We start from the raw sequence: 17,303 nt of genomic DNA on the forward strand, positions 1-17,303 counted from the left end.
CGGCCGGCCGGGTTCGAACTGGTGCTCTTTCCCGCGCGTGTGCCCTCCCGTTCGGGTGAGCCGGGCCGAGCCCGGCCGGGGAACCCCGGCCGGCGTGCCGATGCTGGGGGCATGACGTACCTCACCAGAGTGACAGCGGCGGCCGGCGCCCTGCTGTCGGCCGCCGGGCTCCTCGCCGCGAGCCCGGCCCACGCGGCGCCCCGCGACGACCTCCCCCGCAACTGGCTCTCCCTGATCGTCACCCGGGGCGACGCTCCGACGCGCACCACGCGCGGCGCGCTGCTGCTGTGCGACCCGCCGCAGGGCCACCCGCGGGCCGCCGAAGCCTGCACGGAACTCGCCGCCGCCGACGGCGACATCGCCCGCATCCCGGCCGACAACGTCTTCTGCCCGATGATCTACGCCCCGGTGACGGCCTACGCGCGCGGGCAGTGGAACGGCCGGCCGGTCGACTTCCGGCAGACCTACCCCAACGCCTGCGTCATGAACGCGCGCACCGGAGCGGTGTTCGCGCTCGACGGGTGAGATCTGCTCCCGGCGACCGCCTGAGTTCTGCTCACAGCGCCCGCTCCCGGGCCTGCTGCGCCGCCACCAGCACCGTCCTGGACTGATGCTCCACCTGGTGCTCCAACGGCACCCAGCGGGCCCGGAAACGCACCGCGAACGCGTCGCACCAGTCGGCGACGAGCCGCTCCAGCCGCGGCGCCGCCCGGTCGTCCGTCTCCCGCAGCACGCGCAGCAGCATCGCCGCCGCGCGCAGCGGCAGCCGCCGCCCGAAGGCGTCCACACTGCCGACGTACGCCATCGTGGTGCCGGCCGGCGGGGTATGGATCCAGTCCTCGGCCAGGCCCGGGATCAGCTCCAGCACCCAGCGCGCGGCCCGCAGCAGCGGACCGTCCGTGCCGTCGAGGCGGGGCAGTGCCTCGGCGAGTATCCGTTCCACCTCGCCCGCGTCCCCCGTCAGCCGCCGCGCCAGCCGCCGCATCGCCGCCGCCGGCGCCGGGTGCGGCGCCCGGTCGTCCACCAGGTCGCTGGCCCACATCGGCACCTCCACGACGGCCGTCAGACCGCCGTACCGGTGCGCGTGGTACCACGTGCTGTGCCGCGCGTCGTCCGGCATGCTCGGGTAGGCGACGCCCGTCTCCGGGCCGGGCATGACATGCACCCCCGGGCCGGCGGCCGGCCAGCCGGCGGCGTCCGAGGCGCCCGTCTCCACCGGGATGTGCAGCTGCGCCGCGGACTTCGCGAACGGCTCCGCGAGCCCCGGCAAGGCCCTGGTCAGCTGCACCCAGCTGCCGCCCAGATCGGTGCCGTGCAGCGTCACCTGGAGGTACGGGCGCAGCTCGTCGATCAGCCCGGTCAGCGTGCGGGTCTCGGGCGGCAGCCGGTCCGGCGGCAGCACCGACGGCGACCACTCCGGCTGCTCCGCGCCCGTCGGCCGGTAGAAGCCGAGATGGTAGTCGAGCAGGCTGCGCGGCGCCGGGGTCACATGCAGACTCGCGCCGTCCGGATCGGCGCAGAGCAGGAAGTGCCAGGACGTATCCGTCCGCAACTCCCGCTCGGCCAGGACGCGTTCGGCCAGTACCCGCAGGGTGGAGCCCCCCGTCGGCTCGTTGGCGTGCGCGCCGGCCACCACCAGCACCGTCCGCCGGGCATGCCCCACCGACAGCAGGTGCAGGGGTCTTCCCGCGCGCGAGACGCCCACCTGCCTGAGCGCGCACAGCCCGGGCTCCTGAGCGGCCAACGCCTGTGCGGAGGCGACCAGTTCGGGAACGCTGGGATAGCGCAGCTCCGGCAGGAAACTCACCCCCGACTCGTCCGCCCGGCTTCGCCCTCCCAGTCCCGCACGGGATGGGTGAACTGTCAAGTACACGGTGGGGGAGGCTCCAGGGGGCGCCCGGGCGCAGTTCCCGGGACGCGGTCCGGGCACTGTGGGGCGTGGGCTCACTGCTGGTGAAGGCCGTGTCCCGCGAGCGTCAGGAACACCTCGCCCACCGCCTCCGGCAGCGTCGGAGGCGCGTGTACCTGCCGGGCCGCGTCCGCCGGCTCGGCGTCCCGGCCGACGATCAGCCGGCTCTCGGCGATCATCTCCGGCACGTGCGGCCCGGCCGGATGCACGCCCAGCACCTGTCCACCGGCCCGCCCGGCACCGTCGTACCGGTCGACGAGGAGGAACTCGTCCTGGTGACACCGCTCGACGACCGGCTCGCGGGCCGTACGACGGTGCGGCTGCCGGAACTCGCCAACGGCGCCCGGGTCCGCTGCGCCCTGGAACCCGTGGTGCACGGCGAGCGCTTCCTCGACCGGGCGTGCGCGCAGGCCGGGTTCCGTGCGCAGAGCGCCGTATGGACCGAGCACACCTCGACGGCCGTGCGCATGGCCGCCGCCGGCGCCGGTGTGTGCGTGGCCTCGGCCGGCGTCGTGCGCGGCGCCGTCGGCGAGGACTGCGCGATCCTCACCCCGGCCCGCCCTGGAAGCGCCCTCCGGCTGTCTACGCGCGCGTGCCTCCCACCGGCGCCGCCGAGGCCTTCACCGGCTTCCTGCGCACCACCTGGCCGGCCACGGGCCCGGCCGGCCCACCCGGCAGCCTGCCGCGACGCCCCTCACCCCTCGTCCGTCCGCTCCAGCAGCACCACCGGCAGCCGCTCGAAGAGATCCGCCACGCGCGCGTGCCCCGCGAACTCCCGCCCCGGGGTGAGCACATCCGCCCACCGGCCGGGCGGCAGCGCCAGCCGGGTCCCGCGCCAGCCGCCCGCCTCCGCGAGCCGCAGGGACAACCGGGTCACCGCCGTGACCACCGCTGCGGAGCGGGCGAAGGCCACGCAGTGCGGGGCCGCCGGCCCTTCGGCGGCCAGCGGGGTGTACGTCGCGGTCGTACCGAAGGCGCCGGGGCGCCGGGCGCGCAGCCGGAGCGCCGCCGCCGTCACCGCGTCCTTCTCACCGGGTGCCTCGGGCGGGAACGGCACCGGGCGCCGGTTGTCCGGGTCGACCAGCGCCCGGTACTCGCCCTCCGTGCCCTGGTACACGTCCGGCACCCCGGGCATCGTCAGATGGACCAGCGCGGTGCCGAGGACGTTCGCCCGCACATGCGGCTCCAGCGCCTTGCGGAACGCGGCCACGCGCTCGCCGGGCGGCCCGCACGGCCCGGCCGCGACGAACGCGGCCACCGCCTCCTCGTACGGCGGCTCCTGCTCCGTCCAGCTGGTGTACAGGCCCGCCTCGCGCACATGCTTCAACAGCGCCCCCTGGACCCGCTCCTCGGCGCGCCCCTCGTCCGCGGGACCCAGCCCGAACACCGTCTGCCAGGCCGCCCAGGCCAGCTGCCCGTCCGGCACTCCCTCCTCCGGCAGCGTCACCTCGGCCAGCAACTGTGCCCACCGCGCGGGACACTCGGTGAGCACGGCCAGCGCCGCGCGGACGTCGGCACTGCGCTTGGTGTCGTGCGTGGAGACGACCGTGCCGGTGGCCGGCCAGTCCCGCTGCACGCCCGCGCAGTACGCGTGGAAGTCCTCCGGGGACACCCCCGGCCGGCCGGGATCGCCGCCCACCTCGGTCGCCGACAGCAGCGGGACGTAGCGGTAGAACGCCGTGTCCTCCACCGACTTGGCGCGCAGCGCCGACGCGGTCTGCGCGAACCGCGCGCGCAGTTCCCCGGCCGCCGCCCCGGCCACCTCCCCGTCCGCGTCCACCAGCAGCCGCCGCACGACGTCCACCGCGCCGGCCTCCTCGGGCACGACGAAGGCGTGCCGGGCCTCGGCGGCGGCCTCCTCGGTGACGACGGCGGCCGCGTCACCCGAGGCGTACGGCCGGTACACCCGCATCCGGACCAGCAGCTCCACCAGGGCCGTGCGCAGCGCCCAGGGTGCCCGGTCGCGCAGTGCGAGATCCGGCGACGACGCGCACAGCCGGGCGGCCGTCCGGGTGAGCCGGTCCGTCTCGGCGGCCAGCTCGTGTGTGAGTACGTGGTAGGCGGCCCGGCGCACCGTGGCCTCCCAGTCGCCGCCCCGGTCGGTCTGCGGGGCCGCGAACCGACGGTACCCGGCGAGGAGTTCACCGGCCCCGGCGCGGTCCGTGAACAGACCGTCGACCTGGCGCAGGGCGTCGTATCCCGTGGTGCCGGCGACGGGCCAGGACGGCGGCAGGCGCTCGCCGTCGGCGAGAATCTTCTCCACCACCGTCCAGCGTCCGCCACTCGCCTCGTGCAGCCGCGCGAGATAGCCGTCGGGGTCGGCCAGCCCGTCGGGATGGTCGACGCGCAGCCCGTCGACCACGCCCTCCGCCAGCAGCTGGAGGATCTTGGCGTGGGTGGCGTCGAACACCTCCGGATCCTCCACGCGCACCCCGATCAGCTCCGAGATGCTGAAGAAGCGGCGGTAGTTGACCTCGGTGCGGGCGAGCCGCCACCACACCGGGCGATACCACTGGGCGTCCAGCAGCTCGGGCAGCGGCAGGTGCCCGGTGCCCGAGCGGAGCGGGAAGGCGTGCTCGTGGTAGCGCAGCACGTCGCCGTCGACCACGAGGTGCTCGCGTTCCGCGCCGACCGGGCCGCCGAGCACCGGCAGCAGCACCCGCCCGCCCTGCGCCTCCCAGTCGATGTCGAACCAGCGCGCGTACGGCGAGGCGGGCCCCTCGCGCAGCACCTCCCACAGGGCGTGGTTGTGCCGGGGCGCCATCGCCATGTGGTTGGGCACGATGTCCACCACCAGGCCCAGACCGTGCTCCCGCGCGGTTCCCGCCAGTGCCCGCAGGCCGTCCTCGCCGCCCAGTTCGTCGCGCACGCGCGCGTGGTCCACCACGTCGTAGCCGTGCGTGGAGCCGGGCACGGCCTCCAGGACGGGGGACAGGTGCAGATGCGAGACGCCGAGCGACGCCAGGTACGGCACGGCCGCGGCGGCGGCGGCGAACGGGAAGGCGGGCTGAAGCTGGAGGCGGTAGGTGGCCGTGGGCACCCGTGGCCCGGGTCGCACAGGAGTCATGGAAACCTACGTACCCAGACCGCCCGGTTTCGTGTCATCGGTCCCTGCACGCGCTCACGCGCGCGTGCCTGGCTTCGAGCGATGGGGACAACGGGGAGACCGGACCGGCGCCGTACTCGGGACACCTACCGTCAGGTGATCGCCCTGACCGGGCCGCTGCTGCCGTGCGTGTCGTTCCTGGGACGGCTGCCGACGGCGACCGTTCAGTTCGGCAGCGTCCTGCTCATCGCCCGGACGAGCGGCTCCCTGTCGGCGGCCGGGCTGACCGGCGGGGCGCTCGCGCTCGGCCAGGTGGTCTGCGGACCGGTGGTGGGGCGGCTCGCGGACCGGCGCGGTCAGCGCAGGGTCGTCGTCGCCTTCTCGCTCGCCAACGCGCTCGCGGTGGCCTCCCTGGTCGCCGGCGCCCTGGCGGCCCTGCCCACGGCCGTCCTGGCTCTCCTGGGCGCCGCAGCGGGCGGCACCATGCCGCTCGTGGGTCCGCTGGCCCGCGCCCGCCTGGTCGCTCTCGCCCGTCGCTCCGGCGCTCCCGAGTCCACTGTCGGCGCCGCGCTGTCCGTCGAGAGCACCCTGGACGACATGTCCTTCGTCCTGGGCCCGGCCCTCGTCGGACTGGCCTCGGTCCTCGCCCACCCGGCGTACGCGATGGCCGGCGCGGCCCTGCTGGTGGCCGTCTGCGGTACCGCCTTCGCCCTCCACCCGACCGCCCTGACCACGCTCCCCGCCCCGGAGAACCAGCACCCGGCACACGCGCCGGCCGGCACCGAGCGGCCCGAGGACCGTGCCTCCGCCCGCCTGCCTGACGCCACCGCCTCCGAGGACTGCGCTCCCACCCGCGCACGTGCCGCTGCCGAGGCCGGGGCCGGGGCCGGGGCCCGGGTACGCGCACGCGTGCCTGCCGCGGCCGTGACCGCGCTCGTCCCCATGCCCCGCTGCGTCCACGCCCTGCGCGCCTTCCTCGCCCTTCAGGGCGCCATGTTCGGTGCCTGCCAGGCCGGTATCACCGCGCTCACGGCTCGGCTCGGGCAGGAGGATCAGGCGGGGCTCGTGTACGCCGCCATGGGGGTGACGAGTGCCGCGGCGGGGCTCGCCATGGCCGCCGTACCCGCCCGCTTCGGGCTGCCCGCGCGCCGACGGCTGGCCACGGCGGCCGCGTTCGTCCTGTCGCTGCCGCTGCTGCGCACGCACGGCCTGGCCGGTCTGTACGCCGTGGTCACCGTGCTCGGGGTCGCCTACGCACCGCATCTGATCACGGTGTTCGGGCTCACCGAGCGCGCGGTGCCGCCGGCCCGGCTCGCCGAGGCGATGGCGTTCGCGACCAGCGCCCTCGTCGGCGGCCAGGCCCTCTCGGTCGCCGTGACCGGCCGCCTCACCGACTCCTACGGCCCACGAGCGGCCTTCGCGGTCGCGAGCACGGCGGCCGCACTCACCTTCGTCATCGCCCTGGCGGCCCGCCCGACGGCCCACTGCGGACGGATCGCACCGGCTCCGCACGCGCGCGTGGACGACGAACCGGCCCGCACCACCTCCTGACGTCAGGCGGGGCGCTGCAGCACCGTCAGGCTGCGGTCCGGCAGGGTGATCCGGTCGCCCGCCCCGACCTTCGCCCCGCCGCCCGGCGGCACCCCCTCAGGGCGGGCCGTGTCGACCACCACCTGCCACTGCCGGCCGTGGTCGACCGGCACCAGGAACTCCAGCGGACCCGGCGAGGCGTTGAACATCAGCAGGAACGAGTCGTCGGTGACGCGCTCCCCGCGCGGGCCGGGCTCGGAGATGGCGTTGCCGTTGAGGAACACCGTCAGCGCGGACGCCCGCGCCGAGTCCCAGTCCCGCTGGGTCATCTCGCCGCCCTCCGGGGTGAACCAGGCGATGTCGGACAGCGCGTCGTGCGTGCCCTCCACCGGCCGCCCGTGGAAGAAGCGCCGCCGCCGGAGGACCGGATGCTCCTTGCGCAGCCGTGCCATCGCGCGCGTGAAGGCGAGCAGCTCACCGTCGTCCTCGTCGGAGGGCCAGCGCACCCACGCCAGCTCGTTGTCCTGGCAGTAGGCGTTGTTGTTGCCCCGCTGGGTGCGGGCGAACTCGTCGCCGTGGCTGATCATCGGCACACCCTGGGACAGCATCAGCGTGGCGACGAAGTTCCGCATCTGCCGGGCGCGCAGCCCGAGCACGCCCGGGTCGTCGGTCTCGCCCTCGATCCCGCAGTTCCACGACCGGTTGTGGCTCTCGCCGTCGCGGCCGTCCTCGCCGTTGGCCTGGTTGTGCTTGTCGTTGTACGACACGAGGTCGTGCAGCGTGAAGCCGTCGTGGCAGGTGACGAAGTTGATGGAGGCGAGCGGGCGGCGGCCGTCGTCCTGGTACAGGTCGGAGGAGCCGGTCAGCCGGGAGGCGAACTCGGCCAGCGCCCGCGGCTCGCCCCGCCACAGGTCCCGTACCGTGTCGCGGTACTTGCCGTTCCACTCGGTCCACAGCGGCGGGAAGTTGCCCACCTGATAGCCGCCCTCGCCCACGTCCCACGGCTCGGCGATCAGCTTCACCTGCGAGACCACCGGATCCTGCTGCACCAGGTCGAAGAACGACGACAGCCGGTCCACCTCGTGGAACTGCCGGGCCAGCGTCGCCGCGAGGTCGAAGCGGAAGCCGTCGACGTGCATCTCGGTCACCCAGTACCGCAGCGAGTCCATGATCAGCTGAAGCACGTGCGGGGACCGCATGAGCAGCGAGTTCCCGGTGCCCGTCGTGTCCATGTAGTAGCGGCGGTCGTCCGTGAGCCGGTAGTACGACGGGTTGTCGATGCCCTTGAAGGACAGTGTCGGACCCAGATGGTTGCCCTCGGCCGTGTGGTTGTAGACGACGTCCAGGATGACCTCGATCCCGGCCTGGTGCAGCGCCCGGACCGCCGACTTGAACTCCAGGACCTGCTGGCCGCGGTCGCCCCAGGAGGCGTAGGCGTTGTGCGGTGCGAAGAAGCCGATGGTGTTGTAACCCCAGTAGTTGTTCAGGCCCAGGTCGGCCAGCCGGTGGTCGTGGACGAACTGGTGGACGGGCATCAGCTCCAGGGCGGTCACCCCGAGCGTGGTCAGGTGTTCGAGGATCGCCGGGTGGGCGAGCGCCGCGTACGTGCCGCGCAGCTCCTCCGGCAGCCCCGGGTGCCGCATGGTCAGGCCCTTGACGTGGGCCTCGTAGATGACCGTGTGGTGGTACCCGGTGCGCGGCGGCCGGTCGTCGCCCCAGTCGAAGTACGGGTTGATCACCACCGAGGTCATGGTGTGCGGCGCCGAGTCCAGGTCGTTGCGCCGCTCGGGGGCGCCGAAGTGGTAGCCGTACACCTCCTCGCCCCACCGCACGGTCCCGCTGACCGCCTTCGCGTACGGGTCGAGCAGCAGCTTCGCGGAGTTGCAGCGCAGCCCGCGCCCGGGGTCGTACGGGCCGTGCACCCGGAATCCGTAGCGCTGTCCCGGCATCACACCCGGCACGTACGCGTGCCGCACGAACGCGTCGCTCTCGCGCAGTTCCACCGCCGTCTCCGAGCCGTCGTCGTGCAGCAGACACAGCTCTACTCGGTCAGCGGCCTCCGTGAAGACCGCGAAGTTGGTTCCGGCGCCGTCATAGGTGGCGCCGAGCGGATACGCCTCTCCAGGCCAGACCTGCATGGTGACGACTCTGACAGGTGTGCCGCCCGCCCGGGGGCCGCCTCGGCCCCGAGTCTCCCGAAAGTGACCAAACCTTCCACGCCCCGGGGCCGGTCCCCGGGCCCGACGGCACCCGCCCCGGCGGCTATGACCAGCGTGGATGGTACGGCGGCGGGGGCCCGTCGGTATCCCCCGGGAGGCCGGCGCTATGAATCCGCTCACTCCGCGTGACGCGACGTCGGGGAAGTGCCGTCGGCACAGGCAGAGTTGAGGAAAACAGTTGGACAACCGACCTGTCCATCCGGCTGCACCGCCGACCGGTCCCGGAGTACCCTTCCTTGATCGTTGAGACGGGAAAGGCCCCGGGGGCGGAAGGCGGTGCACGGGTGGGCTCGGGAGGGCTGGAGCTGCCCCCTGGTGACGAGGGTCACGAGGGGAACTCCGCAGACGTCCCGCCCGGCGCGGTGTCCCTGGCCCGGCCGATGGACGCGGGGTCCATCGGGCCGGAGCTGGACTGGGACGCCGACGCCTGGCACGAGGTGCGCACCCGCGCCCAGCGGGCCGGCCGGGCCTACATCTGGCTGAACCTGGTCGAGCAGCGGCTGCGCGCGGTCGTGGCCGCCGTCCTGCGGCCCATCTACGAGCCCGTCCACGCGGACGACTGGGTGGTCGCCGCGGCCGGGCCGGCCGGGCAGGAGTGGGTGCAGCGCGCGGTCGCCGTCCGCGAAGTCAGCCGCCGCAAGGGCTACTTGCTCGACCCGGCCGACGACAACGTGCTCAGCTTCCTGACGTTGCCGCAGCTGCGCGAGCTGATGGTGCAGCACTGGCCGTGCTTCGAGCCGTACTTCGACGAGCGCCGGGACCTCGAACTCGCCCTGGACGAGCTGGAGGTGACCCGCAACGTCGTCTCCCGTAACCGGGCCCTGTCCGAGGCGGTCCTCGGTCAGGCCGAGCGCGCCTCGGCGCGACTGCTGGAGATGCTCGGCGCGGGCGGGGACGTCCCCTCCGCACGCCGGCTGCCCGTCGACGCGGTCGAGGACCTGGTCGGCGACCGGTACGCCGACGTGGTCGCCGTCCACTCCGACCGGGTGCGGCTGATGCGCCAGTTCCCGGCCGAGGACCTCTTCGCCGGCGCCCGCCGCCTCGACGCCATCGGCATCGGCCTCAACCTGCTCGTGCAGAACTTCTCCGGGCGCCGCCTGATCCGCCTCGCCGAGTCCGGCTGCCGGGTGCGACTGCTGTTCCTCAACCCGGCCTCCAGCGCGGTCAAGCGCCGCGAGCGGGAACTGGGCATGAAGAGGGGCGAGCTGAGCCGCTCGGTGGAGATGAACATCCTGCACATGCGCCGGGTCCGCGCCCGGCTGCGCGACCCGGGCGCCTTCGAGATCCAGGTGTACGACGAGACGCCCCGCTTCACCGCCTACCTGGTGGACGGCGACGGCGCCGACGGCATCGCCGTGGTGCAGTCCTATCTGCGCGGCGCGCGGGGCATGGAGTCGCCGGTACTCGTGCTGCGCAACGGCAGCAAGCTGGTCAAGGCGGACGACGCCAGCGAAGCCGGGCTCTTCCCGGTATACCGTGAGGAATTCGAGCTGGCTTGGGCGGATTCGCGCCCCGTGTCCTGAACTGTCCACCGGCGTAAGCGGAATGCCGTCCTCGGATTGTCAGTGCCGCGTGCGAGGGTGGAGGCCACTGGGGGAAAGCACCACCGAGAAGGGGGGCCGCCATGGGCTGGCACCGTGAGCTGCTGATCGGCTTCGACCTGGAGACGACCGGCACGGATCCGCGCGAGGCGCGCATCGTCACCGGCGCGGTGATCGAGGTCAGGGCCGGTGAGCCCGTGGGACGCCGGGAGTGGCTGGCCGATCCGGGCATGGAGATCCCGGCCGACGCGGTGGCGGTGCACGGCATCAGCACCGCACGCGCGGCGGCCGAGGGCCGGCCCGCCGACCAGGTGGCCGACGCCCTCGCCGAGGTCCTCACCGGGTACTGGCGGGCGGGCGTCCCGGTCGTCGCCTACAACGCGGCCTTCGACCTCACCCTGCTCTCCGCCGAGCTGCGCCGGCACGGCCTGCCGTCCCTCGCCGACCGCCTGGCCGGCGCCGACCCGGCCCCGGTCATCGACCCCTACACCATCGACCGCTGGGCCGACCGCTACCGCCGGGGCAAGCGGAACCTGGAAGCGGTCTGCGCCGAGTACGGCATAGCCCTCGACCGAGCCCACGACGCCTCGGCCGACGCCCTCGCCGCGGCCCGCCTGGCCGGCGCGATAGCCGACCGCCACCCCAAGATCGCGTCCCTTTCTCCGGCGGAACTGCACCGCCGCCAGATCCAGTGGTACGCCGAGTGGGCGGCGGACTTCCAGGCGTTCCTGCGGCGCAAGGGGGATGCGGGAGCGGTGGTGGACGGGACGTGGCCCGTGCGGGAGCCGGCCGAGAGCCAGCCCGCATAGCGGTTGCCCCTACGGGCGCTCAGAACGGATACCAGCGCACCGTTTCGTCCCCGTCCCGCAACGACCCCACCCGCCGCCGGAATTCGTCCCGCGCCTTCGGATTGCCCGGCGCGTGCTGGGCCACCCAGGCGCAGCTGGCCGTCTCGCGGGCGCCGCGCAGCACCGCGCAGCCGGCCCACTCCCGTACGTCCCACCCGTACGCCTCGGTGAAGGAGTCGTACGCCTCGGCGGGCAGCCCGTAGCGGTCGCGGGAGAGGGCCATGACCACCAGGTCGTGCTCGCGCAGGTCGGCCGAGAAGGTCTCCAGGTCGACCAGGACCGGCCCGTCCGGCCCGATGTGCACATTGCGGGGCAGTGCGTCGCCGTGGATCGGCCCCGGCGGCAGATGGGGCGTCAGCGCGGCCGTGGCCGCCCTGAAACCGTCCCGGCGCGCGCGGAGGTAGGCCGCGTCCTCGGGGTCGATCGCGTCGCCCGCCAGCCGCAGCCAGCGTTCGACGCCGCCCAGCAGGTCGCGGGGCGGCAAGGTGAAGGTAGGCGAGGGCAGTGCGTGCACCGTGCGCAGCAGTTCCGCCAGATCGCGCGGCTCGGCGGGGCGTACCGGCTCCGGCAGCCGGTGCCACACGGTCACCGGATGGCCGTCGGCCAGCCATGGCTTCGGCTCGGCCGCCCGCACCGCCGGCACGCCCGCCTCGGCCAGCCAGCCGGCGATGTCCAGCTCGCGCCGGGCCCGCTCCAGCAGCTCGGCGTCCCGGCCCACCTTCACCACCAGGTCCCCGGCGGCGAACACCGCGTTCTCCCCGAGGGCGAGCAGCCGCGCGTCCCCGGCCGGGCCCGGCAGCACCCCCGCCGCGGCCAGTACGTCCCGTGCCCGTGCCTCGTCCATCGTGCCTCCGTGCCGTCGGATCTCCCCGGCCAGTCTCGCATTCGTACATCGCGCGAAAGAAACAGCTTGGACGAGACGTCTCGTCTCGTTTAGCCTCGGGTGCATGACCAGTCCCGCACACATCGCCATGTTCTCCATCGCCCAGCACGGCCACGTGAACCCCAGCCTGGAGGTGATCCGTGAGCTCGTCGCCCGGGGACACCGGGTCACGTACGCGATCCCGCCGGTGTTCGCCGAGAAGGTGGCCGAGACCGGCGCGCGACCCGTGCCGTACACCTCGACGCTGCCCGGCCCCGGCGCCGACCCGGAAGCGTGGGGGACCACCCTCCTGGACAACGTCGAGCCGTTCCTGGCCGACGCCATCCAGGCGCTTCCGCAGCTCGCCGAGGCCTACGACGGCGACGAGCCCGACCTCGTGCTGCACGACATCGCCTCCTACCCGGCCCGCGTCCTCGCCCACCGCTGGGGCGCTCCGGCGATCTCCCTCTCACCGAATCTGGTCGCCTGGGAGGGGTACGAGGAGGAGGTCGCCGAGCCGATGTGGGCCGAGCCGAGGAAGACCGCGCGCGGGCAGGCGTACTACGCCCGGTTCGAGGCATGGCTGGCGGAGAACGGGATCACTCAGCATCCCGACCCGTTCGCCGGCCGCCCGAGCCGCTCGATCGTCCTCATCCCCAAGGCCCTCCAGCCGCACGCCGACCGGGTCGACGAACGGGTGTACAGCTTCGTCGGCCCCTGCCAGGGTGACCGTGCCGAACAGGGCGACTGGCAGCGCCCGGCCGGCGCCGACAAGGTCGTGCTGGTGTCCCTGGGCTCGGCCTTCACCAAACAGCCCGCCTTCTACCGCGCGTGCGTCCGCGCCTTCGGCGACCTGCCCGGCTGGCACCTGGTCCTCCAGGCCGGCCGCCATGTGTCCGCCGCCGACCTGGGCGACGTACCGGCCAACGTCGAAGTGCACAGCTGGGTACCGCAGTTGGCGATCCTCAAAGAGGCCGACCTGTTCGTCACGCACGCGGGCGCCGGCGGCAGCCAGGAGGGCCTCGCCACCGGCACGCCGATGATCGCCGTACCGCAGGCAGCGGACCAGTTCGGCAACGCCGACATGTTGGTGTCTCTCGGCGTCGCCCGGCGGCTGGACACCGAGGAGGCCACCGCCGACCGTCTCCGCGAGGCCGCCCTCGCCCTGGTGGACGACCCCGAGGTGGGCCGACGCCTGAAGTCCCTCCAGGCCGAGACGGCCCAGGAGGGCGGCACCCGCCGGGCGGCCGACCTCATCGAGGCCGAGCTGCACCGACTCGGCCGCGCGTGAGGAGGGCCGGCGGATCCCGGTCAGCGGTGGCCCGGCAGCACCGGCGGCCCGTACTGGGAGCGCACCACCAGGGAGAGCAGCCCGGTGACGGAGGGCGGCAGGACCGGGGCGACGAAGGCCGGGTTGGACTCGTCCATCCTGGCCTCCGGATGGTCCCACTCGTACAGGAGCGCGGTCCGCAGCTCCTCCGCCGTGTCGTCCTCCCGAGGAGCGCCCCGGTAGAGGGCGAACATCTCCCGGGCCCGTTCGAGATTGCCGCCGTGCAGGGCGATGAGCGACACCAGCCAGGTCTTGCCCTCGTGCGGCTTGGGGCGGGGGCTGTTCGGGATGCCTTCGGGGAAGGAGTCCAGCGCCGCCTGCGCCCGTACCGGGTCGCCGGCCCCCAGCCAGCCGATGGCCTCGTAGAGCGCGAGGTTGATGACTTTCGGGTGGGCCGGCCGGTAACGCTGTGCGGTCCGGGCCGAGTCCAGCCACTGCCCGCGGCGCTGCAGGAGCAGCACCTCCGCGAGGTAGGCCTGCGCGGTCAGGGCCGGGTTCTCCCCGAGCCACCGGGCCGTTCGCACCAACGGTTCCTCGGTCGGTTCGGCGGCCGCGTACGGGACGGCGTGATCGGCGAGCCGGTATGCGTCCTTGTACTTCACCTGCTCGCACCCCTCGCGGAGCGTCTCCAGCGCCTGCGGCACGCGGCCGAGCTGGACCTCGCACTTGGCGATCTCGTCGTAGATGGCGAACTTCTGCTCCCTGACCTTCTTGAGCGCGATCCGGCCCTCGCGCACGGTGGCTTCGGGGCCCTCCACGTCCCGCACCAGCTTCAGCAGCAGGCTCCACGGGTACATCTCGGAGCGCCCCCGTGTCGCCTCGCGCGCGTGGACCAGTGCCTTCTTCAGATCACCGGGTGCGTCGCGCAGCCGTAGCAGCATGGCCAGATGATGGTGGGTGTACGGCGAGCCGCCGTCGGTGAGATAGGCCTCCATCAGCTCGATACGGGCACTCAGCTCCGCCGGGGACTCGGGCAGGGAGTGGTGGTAGCGCCCCCTGCCGTACCTCCGCTCCAGGTAGCCGCCGATCGTCCGCGCCATGCGGGCCAGCTCGTCGTCCAGCTTCCCCTCGGAGAAGTGCAGCCGGGCCGCCGACAGGGCGAGGGCCAGCCGGTGGTCGCCGGACCTCGACGGGTCCTGCGCGTAGAGCGGGCGGGCGTACCAGAGTCCGGCGCGGCGATGGGCGGCCTTCCAGGCCTTCTCGTCCTCGCGCATGCGGACGCAGACGACCTCGCGCACGGCGGGGTGCACCTGGAAGTGGGTGCTACGGGTGTGCGTCGTCTCGTTGTCGACCGTACGGACCTGGAGCAGGAACCGCTTCTGGAGCTGTTTGCGCAGCTCGGAGAAGTCGCCGAGGTCCCGGGTCATCGCCTTCACCAGGTCCTGGCCGGCCCAGTCCGCGAGCACCGACAGATTGCGCAGTGCGGCCCGGGCCGACGGCGTGAGCCGCTCGGTCGCCTTGGCGACCAGCTCCTTCTCGATCGTCTCGACCAGACTGAGGTCGTACGGTGCCTGGGGCACCTCGCTGGGCGGTCCCAGCAGCTCCTGCAGCGTCCAGTCGTACGGGCCCACCAGGCTGTGCAGCAGGCGCAGCACGAACGGGTTGCGGCCCAGCCGCTCCACGACCTCCTCGCGCCGCTCCGGCGGGAACCACTCCTCCGCCTCGTCCCGCTCCCGGGTGCCGACGAGGATCCGCACGGCGTCCTCGACCGGAGGCGGTGGCAGCTCCACGGGGCTGAAGTCCTGGGCCCAGACCGGGTCGGCCTTCTGGTTGGACACCAGCCAGAGACAGCCGTCCCCGTGCTGCCCCGGCGCCACGACGGTCTTCAGATCGTCCGCGATCGGCTGCACCGGGCGGCCGCGCTCGTCCAGCAGCCGCTGGAACTCGTCGAAGACCACCAGCACCCCGCGGTTCAGCAGCGTGGTCAGTGCCCGGTCGAGCCGCCGTTCCGGCGCGAGGGTGTCCGCCAGCTCGTAGTGGCCCGTGTGTTCCAACTGCTCGTGCAGCCGCGCGAGAAGCTCCTTGACGGCGTCGACGGGATGTTCCGGCACGTCGACGAGCACGGTGGTGCGGCCGTGCATCAGCCGGGCCTCGTCCATCAGGGGGCGTACGACCCGGTCGGTCTTGCCCACCCCCGAGAAGCCGTGCAGCAGGGCCGCGCTCCGGCGCTGCCTCGTCCAGCGCTCCCACAGCTGGAGCGCGGCCGTGCGGCGCTGCTCCCCGTCGATGCCCTGCAACAGGGGCGGTTCGGCGTCGGTGAAGAGAGGGCCGGCGCCGGACTGCCGGGCCGCACTGAGCGGTGTGGCCGGCGTGGCGGGCCGGGGTGGGGGTGCGGCGGCCGGCAGGGCCAGGAACGGGGGGACGTCACCGTTCAGGCCCATGGGATGCCAGTTGATGCGCTGGTAGCCGGGCCGGTTCTCGCTGGACTGCATCTGCTGCACAAGCCTGCCCAGGGGCAGCACACCGCCGGCGCCGGCGAGGGCGTCCACGGCCTCCCGTAGCAGGGCCGGAAAGGCCCCGGACTCGGCGGACTCGTTCTTCTGCGCGGAGGAGAGAACGACGAAGCCCGATTCGGTGTCCTCCGCACCCCAGTCGAGCGCCATCTGCCCTACGGCGGAGGCAGCGACCTGGTCTCCGCCCCGGCCGGAGTAACAGGTGTCCAGGATGAGCAGGAATCGCCGTACCGGGGTTTCGAGCAGTGCGGCTCTGGCCAGGTCGTCGGTCGGCAGGGCGGCGGCGAGATCCGTGGGCCGGTATTCCGAGGTGAGCAGGACGTGCCTGTTGTTGATCTCGATGACCTCGCCGTGGGCGGCGATGTACAGGACCACGAGATCGTCGGGTCTGCGATCGGGGGAGGCGCAGAATTCCCGCACGGCCTGCGTGAGCTGGACGGCGGTGGGGTTCAGGCCGAGGGTCGTGACGTGCTCGTAGCCGAAGCGTTCTGTGAAGAGTTCGATGACGTCGTCGCGGGCCTGCGCCAGTTCGGGGCGGTCGAGTTGTGGGTCGTTGTGATAGCGCGGCACCGCCGTCGCGAGCAGGTACCGGCGTGCGCCGTCCTCAGCGGGCATCCAGCCCTCCCCTGATCGCCTTGCCGGTGAGCCGGTCGGTCAGATATGCGGTGGCGTCGTGGGCGTGCGCGCCGTTGTGCACGATCGCCGAGGTCATCCGTTCCCCGAACCGCGGCCGGAGATCCTTCACGAGGGCGACGATGTCACCCTCGTCGGCGATGTTCGTCCAGGCCAGCGCCGGGCCGCCGGGCCAGGCACCGGTCGGTGCCGGCGCGGGCGACAGCCGGTCGAAGACCATCCGCATCCCGAGCGGCGAGCCCAGCGTCACCAGGGCCCGCACCCCGTGCCCGTCCAGCGCACACAGCGCCTCGTAGGCCACGACCGAGCCCAGGGAGTGCGCCACGACCACCCGGGTGTCGGCGCCGATCGCGTCGGTCACCCGCTGCCGGGCCTCCCGGCGCACCTCGGGATCCAGCAGATATCGGGTGGTCTGCTTCAGGTCGGACACCAGCAGCCGCAGGGTGAGGCCGGAGAAGAACCGGGACGCCGACAATGCCCGCAGCGCGGTTTGCACCGAACGCGGCGTCCGGGCCAGGGTGTTGGCGTCCGGCGGCACGACCCTGTTGTCCACCGCGGCCGCGGCCTCCCACCACGCGTACAGCAGCTCGGTCTCCGGCCCCTCAGCCACGTCGGCCGCCGTGTACAGCGGATCTCCGACGGCGAGGGTGCGGCCGGGCGGGCGGAACAGGTCGCCGTAGAAGGCCATGGACAGATCGCCGGGACCGAGTTCGGGACCGTCGGCCCGGCGCAGCCCGTCCAGCAGCGCCGGCCGCCAGTCCTTCAGCAGGCCGTCCTCGCCCAGCAGTTGCTTGCCCACCCCGTGCACGGCGACCACGGATGCCATCCGTGTCCTCCTTCATCACCAGACAGCCGAAATGTCGATCGGCCCACTTTAGATGAACCCGCTTGTCTCTTCCCGCAGTTCACCGGTGGAGCTCCGGCAACGACAC

General features: G+C 73.4%; 10 protein-coding genes and 3 pseudogenes. 6 read left to right on the forward strand and 7 right to left on the reverse strand.

The window, feature by feature from the left end; translation table 11 throughout:
* The first annotated feature begins 111 nt into the window (after positions 1-111).
* Positions 112-525, forward strand: coding sequence for an SSI family serine proteinase inhibitor (locus LE548_RS06205; RefSeq protein ID WP_225095625.1), 414 nt, complete (start codon positions 112-114; stop codon positions 523-525).
* Positions 526-556: 31 nt separating this feature from the next.
* Here LE548_RS06205 and LE548_RS06210 read toward each other — a convergent pair whose 3' ends face one another.
* Both LE548_RS06210 and LE548_RS06215 read right to left on the reverse strand, forming a co-directional pair.
* Entirely contained in the window at positions 557-1,807 is a 1,251-nt protein-coding gene (locus LE548_RS06210; protein WP_225095626.1) for a M14 family zinc carboxypeptidase, read from the reverse strand.
* Between the two features lie 137 nt (positions 1,808-1,944).
* Positions 1,945-2,148 (reverse strand): annotated as a pseudogene (locus tag LE548_RS06215) (dihydrolipoyl dehydrogenase); the annotation flags it as partial.
* On the opposite strand from LE548_RS06215, the pseudogene LE548_RS46415 reads away from it, so the two are divergent.
* A pseudogene (locus LE548_RS46415) lies at positions 2,113-2,382 on the forward strand (LysR substrate-binding domain-containing protein); the annotation flags it as partial. The pseudogenes LE548_RS06215 and LE548_RS46415 sit on opposite strands and share 36 nt — an antisense overlap.
* Before the next feature lie 221 nt (positions 2,383-2,603).
* Here LE548_RS46415 and treY read toward each other — a convergent pair.
* A complete protein-coding gene (gene treY, locus LE548_RS06225) occupies positions 2,604-4,976 on the reverse strand; it encodes a malto-oligosyltrehalose synthase (protein ID WP_225095627.1) in 2,373 nt (790 codons plus the stop codon).
* Between the two features lie 81 nt (positions 4,977-5,057).
* Here treY and LE548_RS06230 point away from each other — a divergent pair, with 81 nt between their 5' ends.
* Entirely contained in the window at positions 5,058-6,506 is a 1,449-nt protein-coding gene (locus LE548_RS06230; RefSeq protein ID WP_225095783.1) for an MFS transporter, read from the forward strand.
* A gap of 2 nt (positions 6,507-6,508) precedes the next feature.
* Here LE548_RS06230 and glgX read toward each other — a convergent pair whose 3' ends face one another.
* Positions 6,509-8,623 carry a glycogen debranching protein GlgX gene (gene glgX / locus LE548_RS06235; protein ID WP_225095628.1) on the reverse strand — a complete coding sequence of 705 codons (2,115 nt, stop codon included), beginning with the start codon at positions 8,621-8,623 and terminating at the stop codon, positions 6,509-6,511.
* Between the two features lie 365 nt (positions 8,624-8,988).
* On the opposite strand from glgX, the gene LE548_RS06240 reads away from it, so the two are divergent.
* Positions 8,989-10,227, forward strand: coding sequence for an SAV2148 family HEPN domain-containing protein (locus tag LE548_RS06240; protein WP_225095629.1), 1,239 nt, complete (start codon positions 8,989-8,991; stop codon positions 10,225-10,227).
* Positions 10,228-10,328: 101 nt separating this feature from the next.
* Complete coding sequence (locus LE548_RS06245) at positions 10,329-11,054, forward strand: 3'-5' exonuclease (RefSeq protein ID WP_225095630.1); 726 nt, start codon at positions 10,329-10,331, stop codon at positions 11,052-11,054.
* A 19-nt stretch (positions 11,055-11,073) separates the two neighbouring features.
* Here the strand turns inward: LE548_RS06245 and LE548_RS06250 are convergent, their stop codons facing one another.
* Complete coding sequence (locus tag LE548_RS06250) at positions 11,074-11,937, reverse strand: phosphotransferase enzyme family protein (protein ID WP_225095631.1); 864 nt, start codon at positions 11,935-11,937, stop codon at positions 11,074-11,076.
* A gap of 39 nt (positions 11,938-11,976) precedes the next feature.
* On the opposite strand from LE548_RS06250, the pseudogene mgt reads away from it, so the two are divergent.
* A pseudogene (mgt, locus tag LE548_RS06255) lies at positions 11,977-13,246 on the forward strand (macrolide-inactivating glycosyltransferase).
* Positions 13,247-13,266: 20 nt separating this feature from the next.
* On the opposite strand, the gene LE548_RS06260 reads toward mgt, so the two are convergent.
* Entirely contained in the window at positions 13,267-16,353 is a 3,087-nt protein-coding gene (locus LE548_RS06260; protein WP_225095633.1) for a caspase family protein, read from the reverse strand.
* Positions 16,343-17,197: a hypothetical protein gene (locus tag LE548_RS06265; protein WP_225095634.1), complete on the reverse strand. Its 855-nt coding sequence runs from the start codon at positions 17,195-17,197 to the stop codon at positions 16,343-16,345. Before LE548_RS06265 ends, LE548_RS06260 begins: the two co-directional genes overlap by 11 nt.
* Positions 17,198-17,303 lie beyond the last annotated feature (106 nt).

Origin of the sequence: Streptomyces sp. CoH27 (genome assembly GCF_020181035.1) — a bacterium.
Taxonomy (GTDB): Bacteria; Actinomycetota; Actinomycetes; order Streptomycetales; family Streptomycetaceae; genus Streptomyces; species Streptomyces camelliae.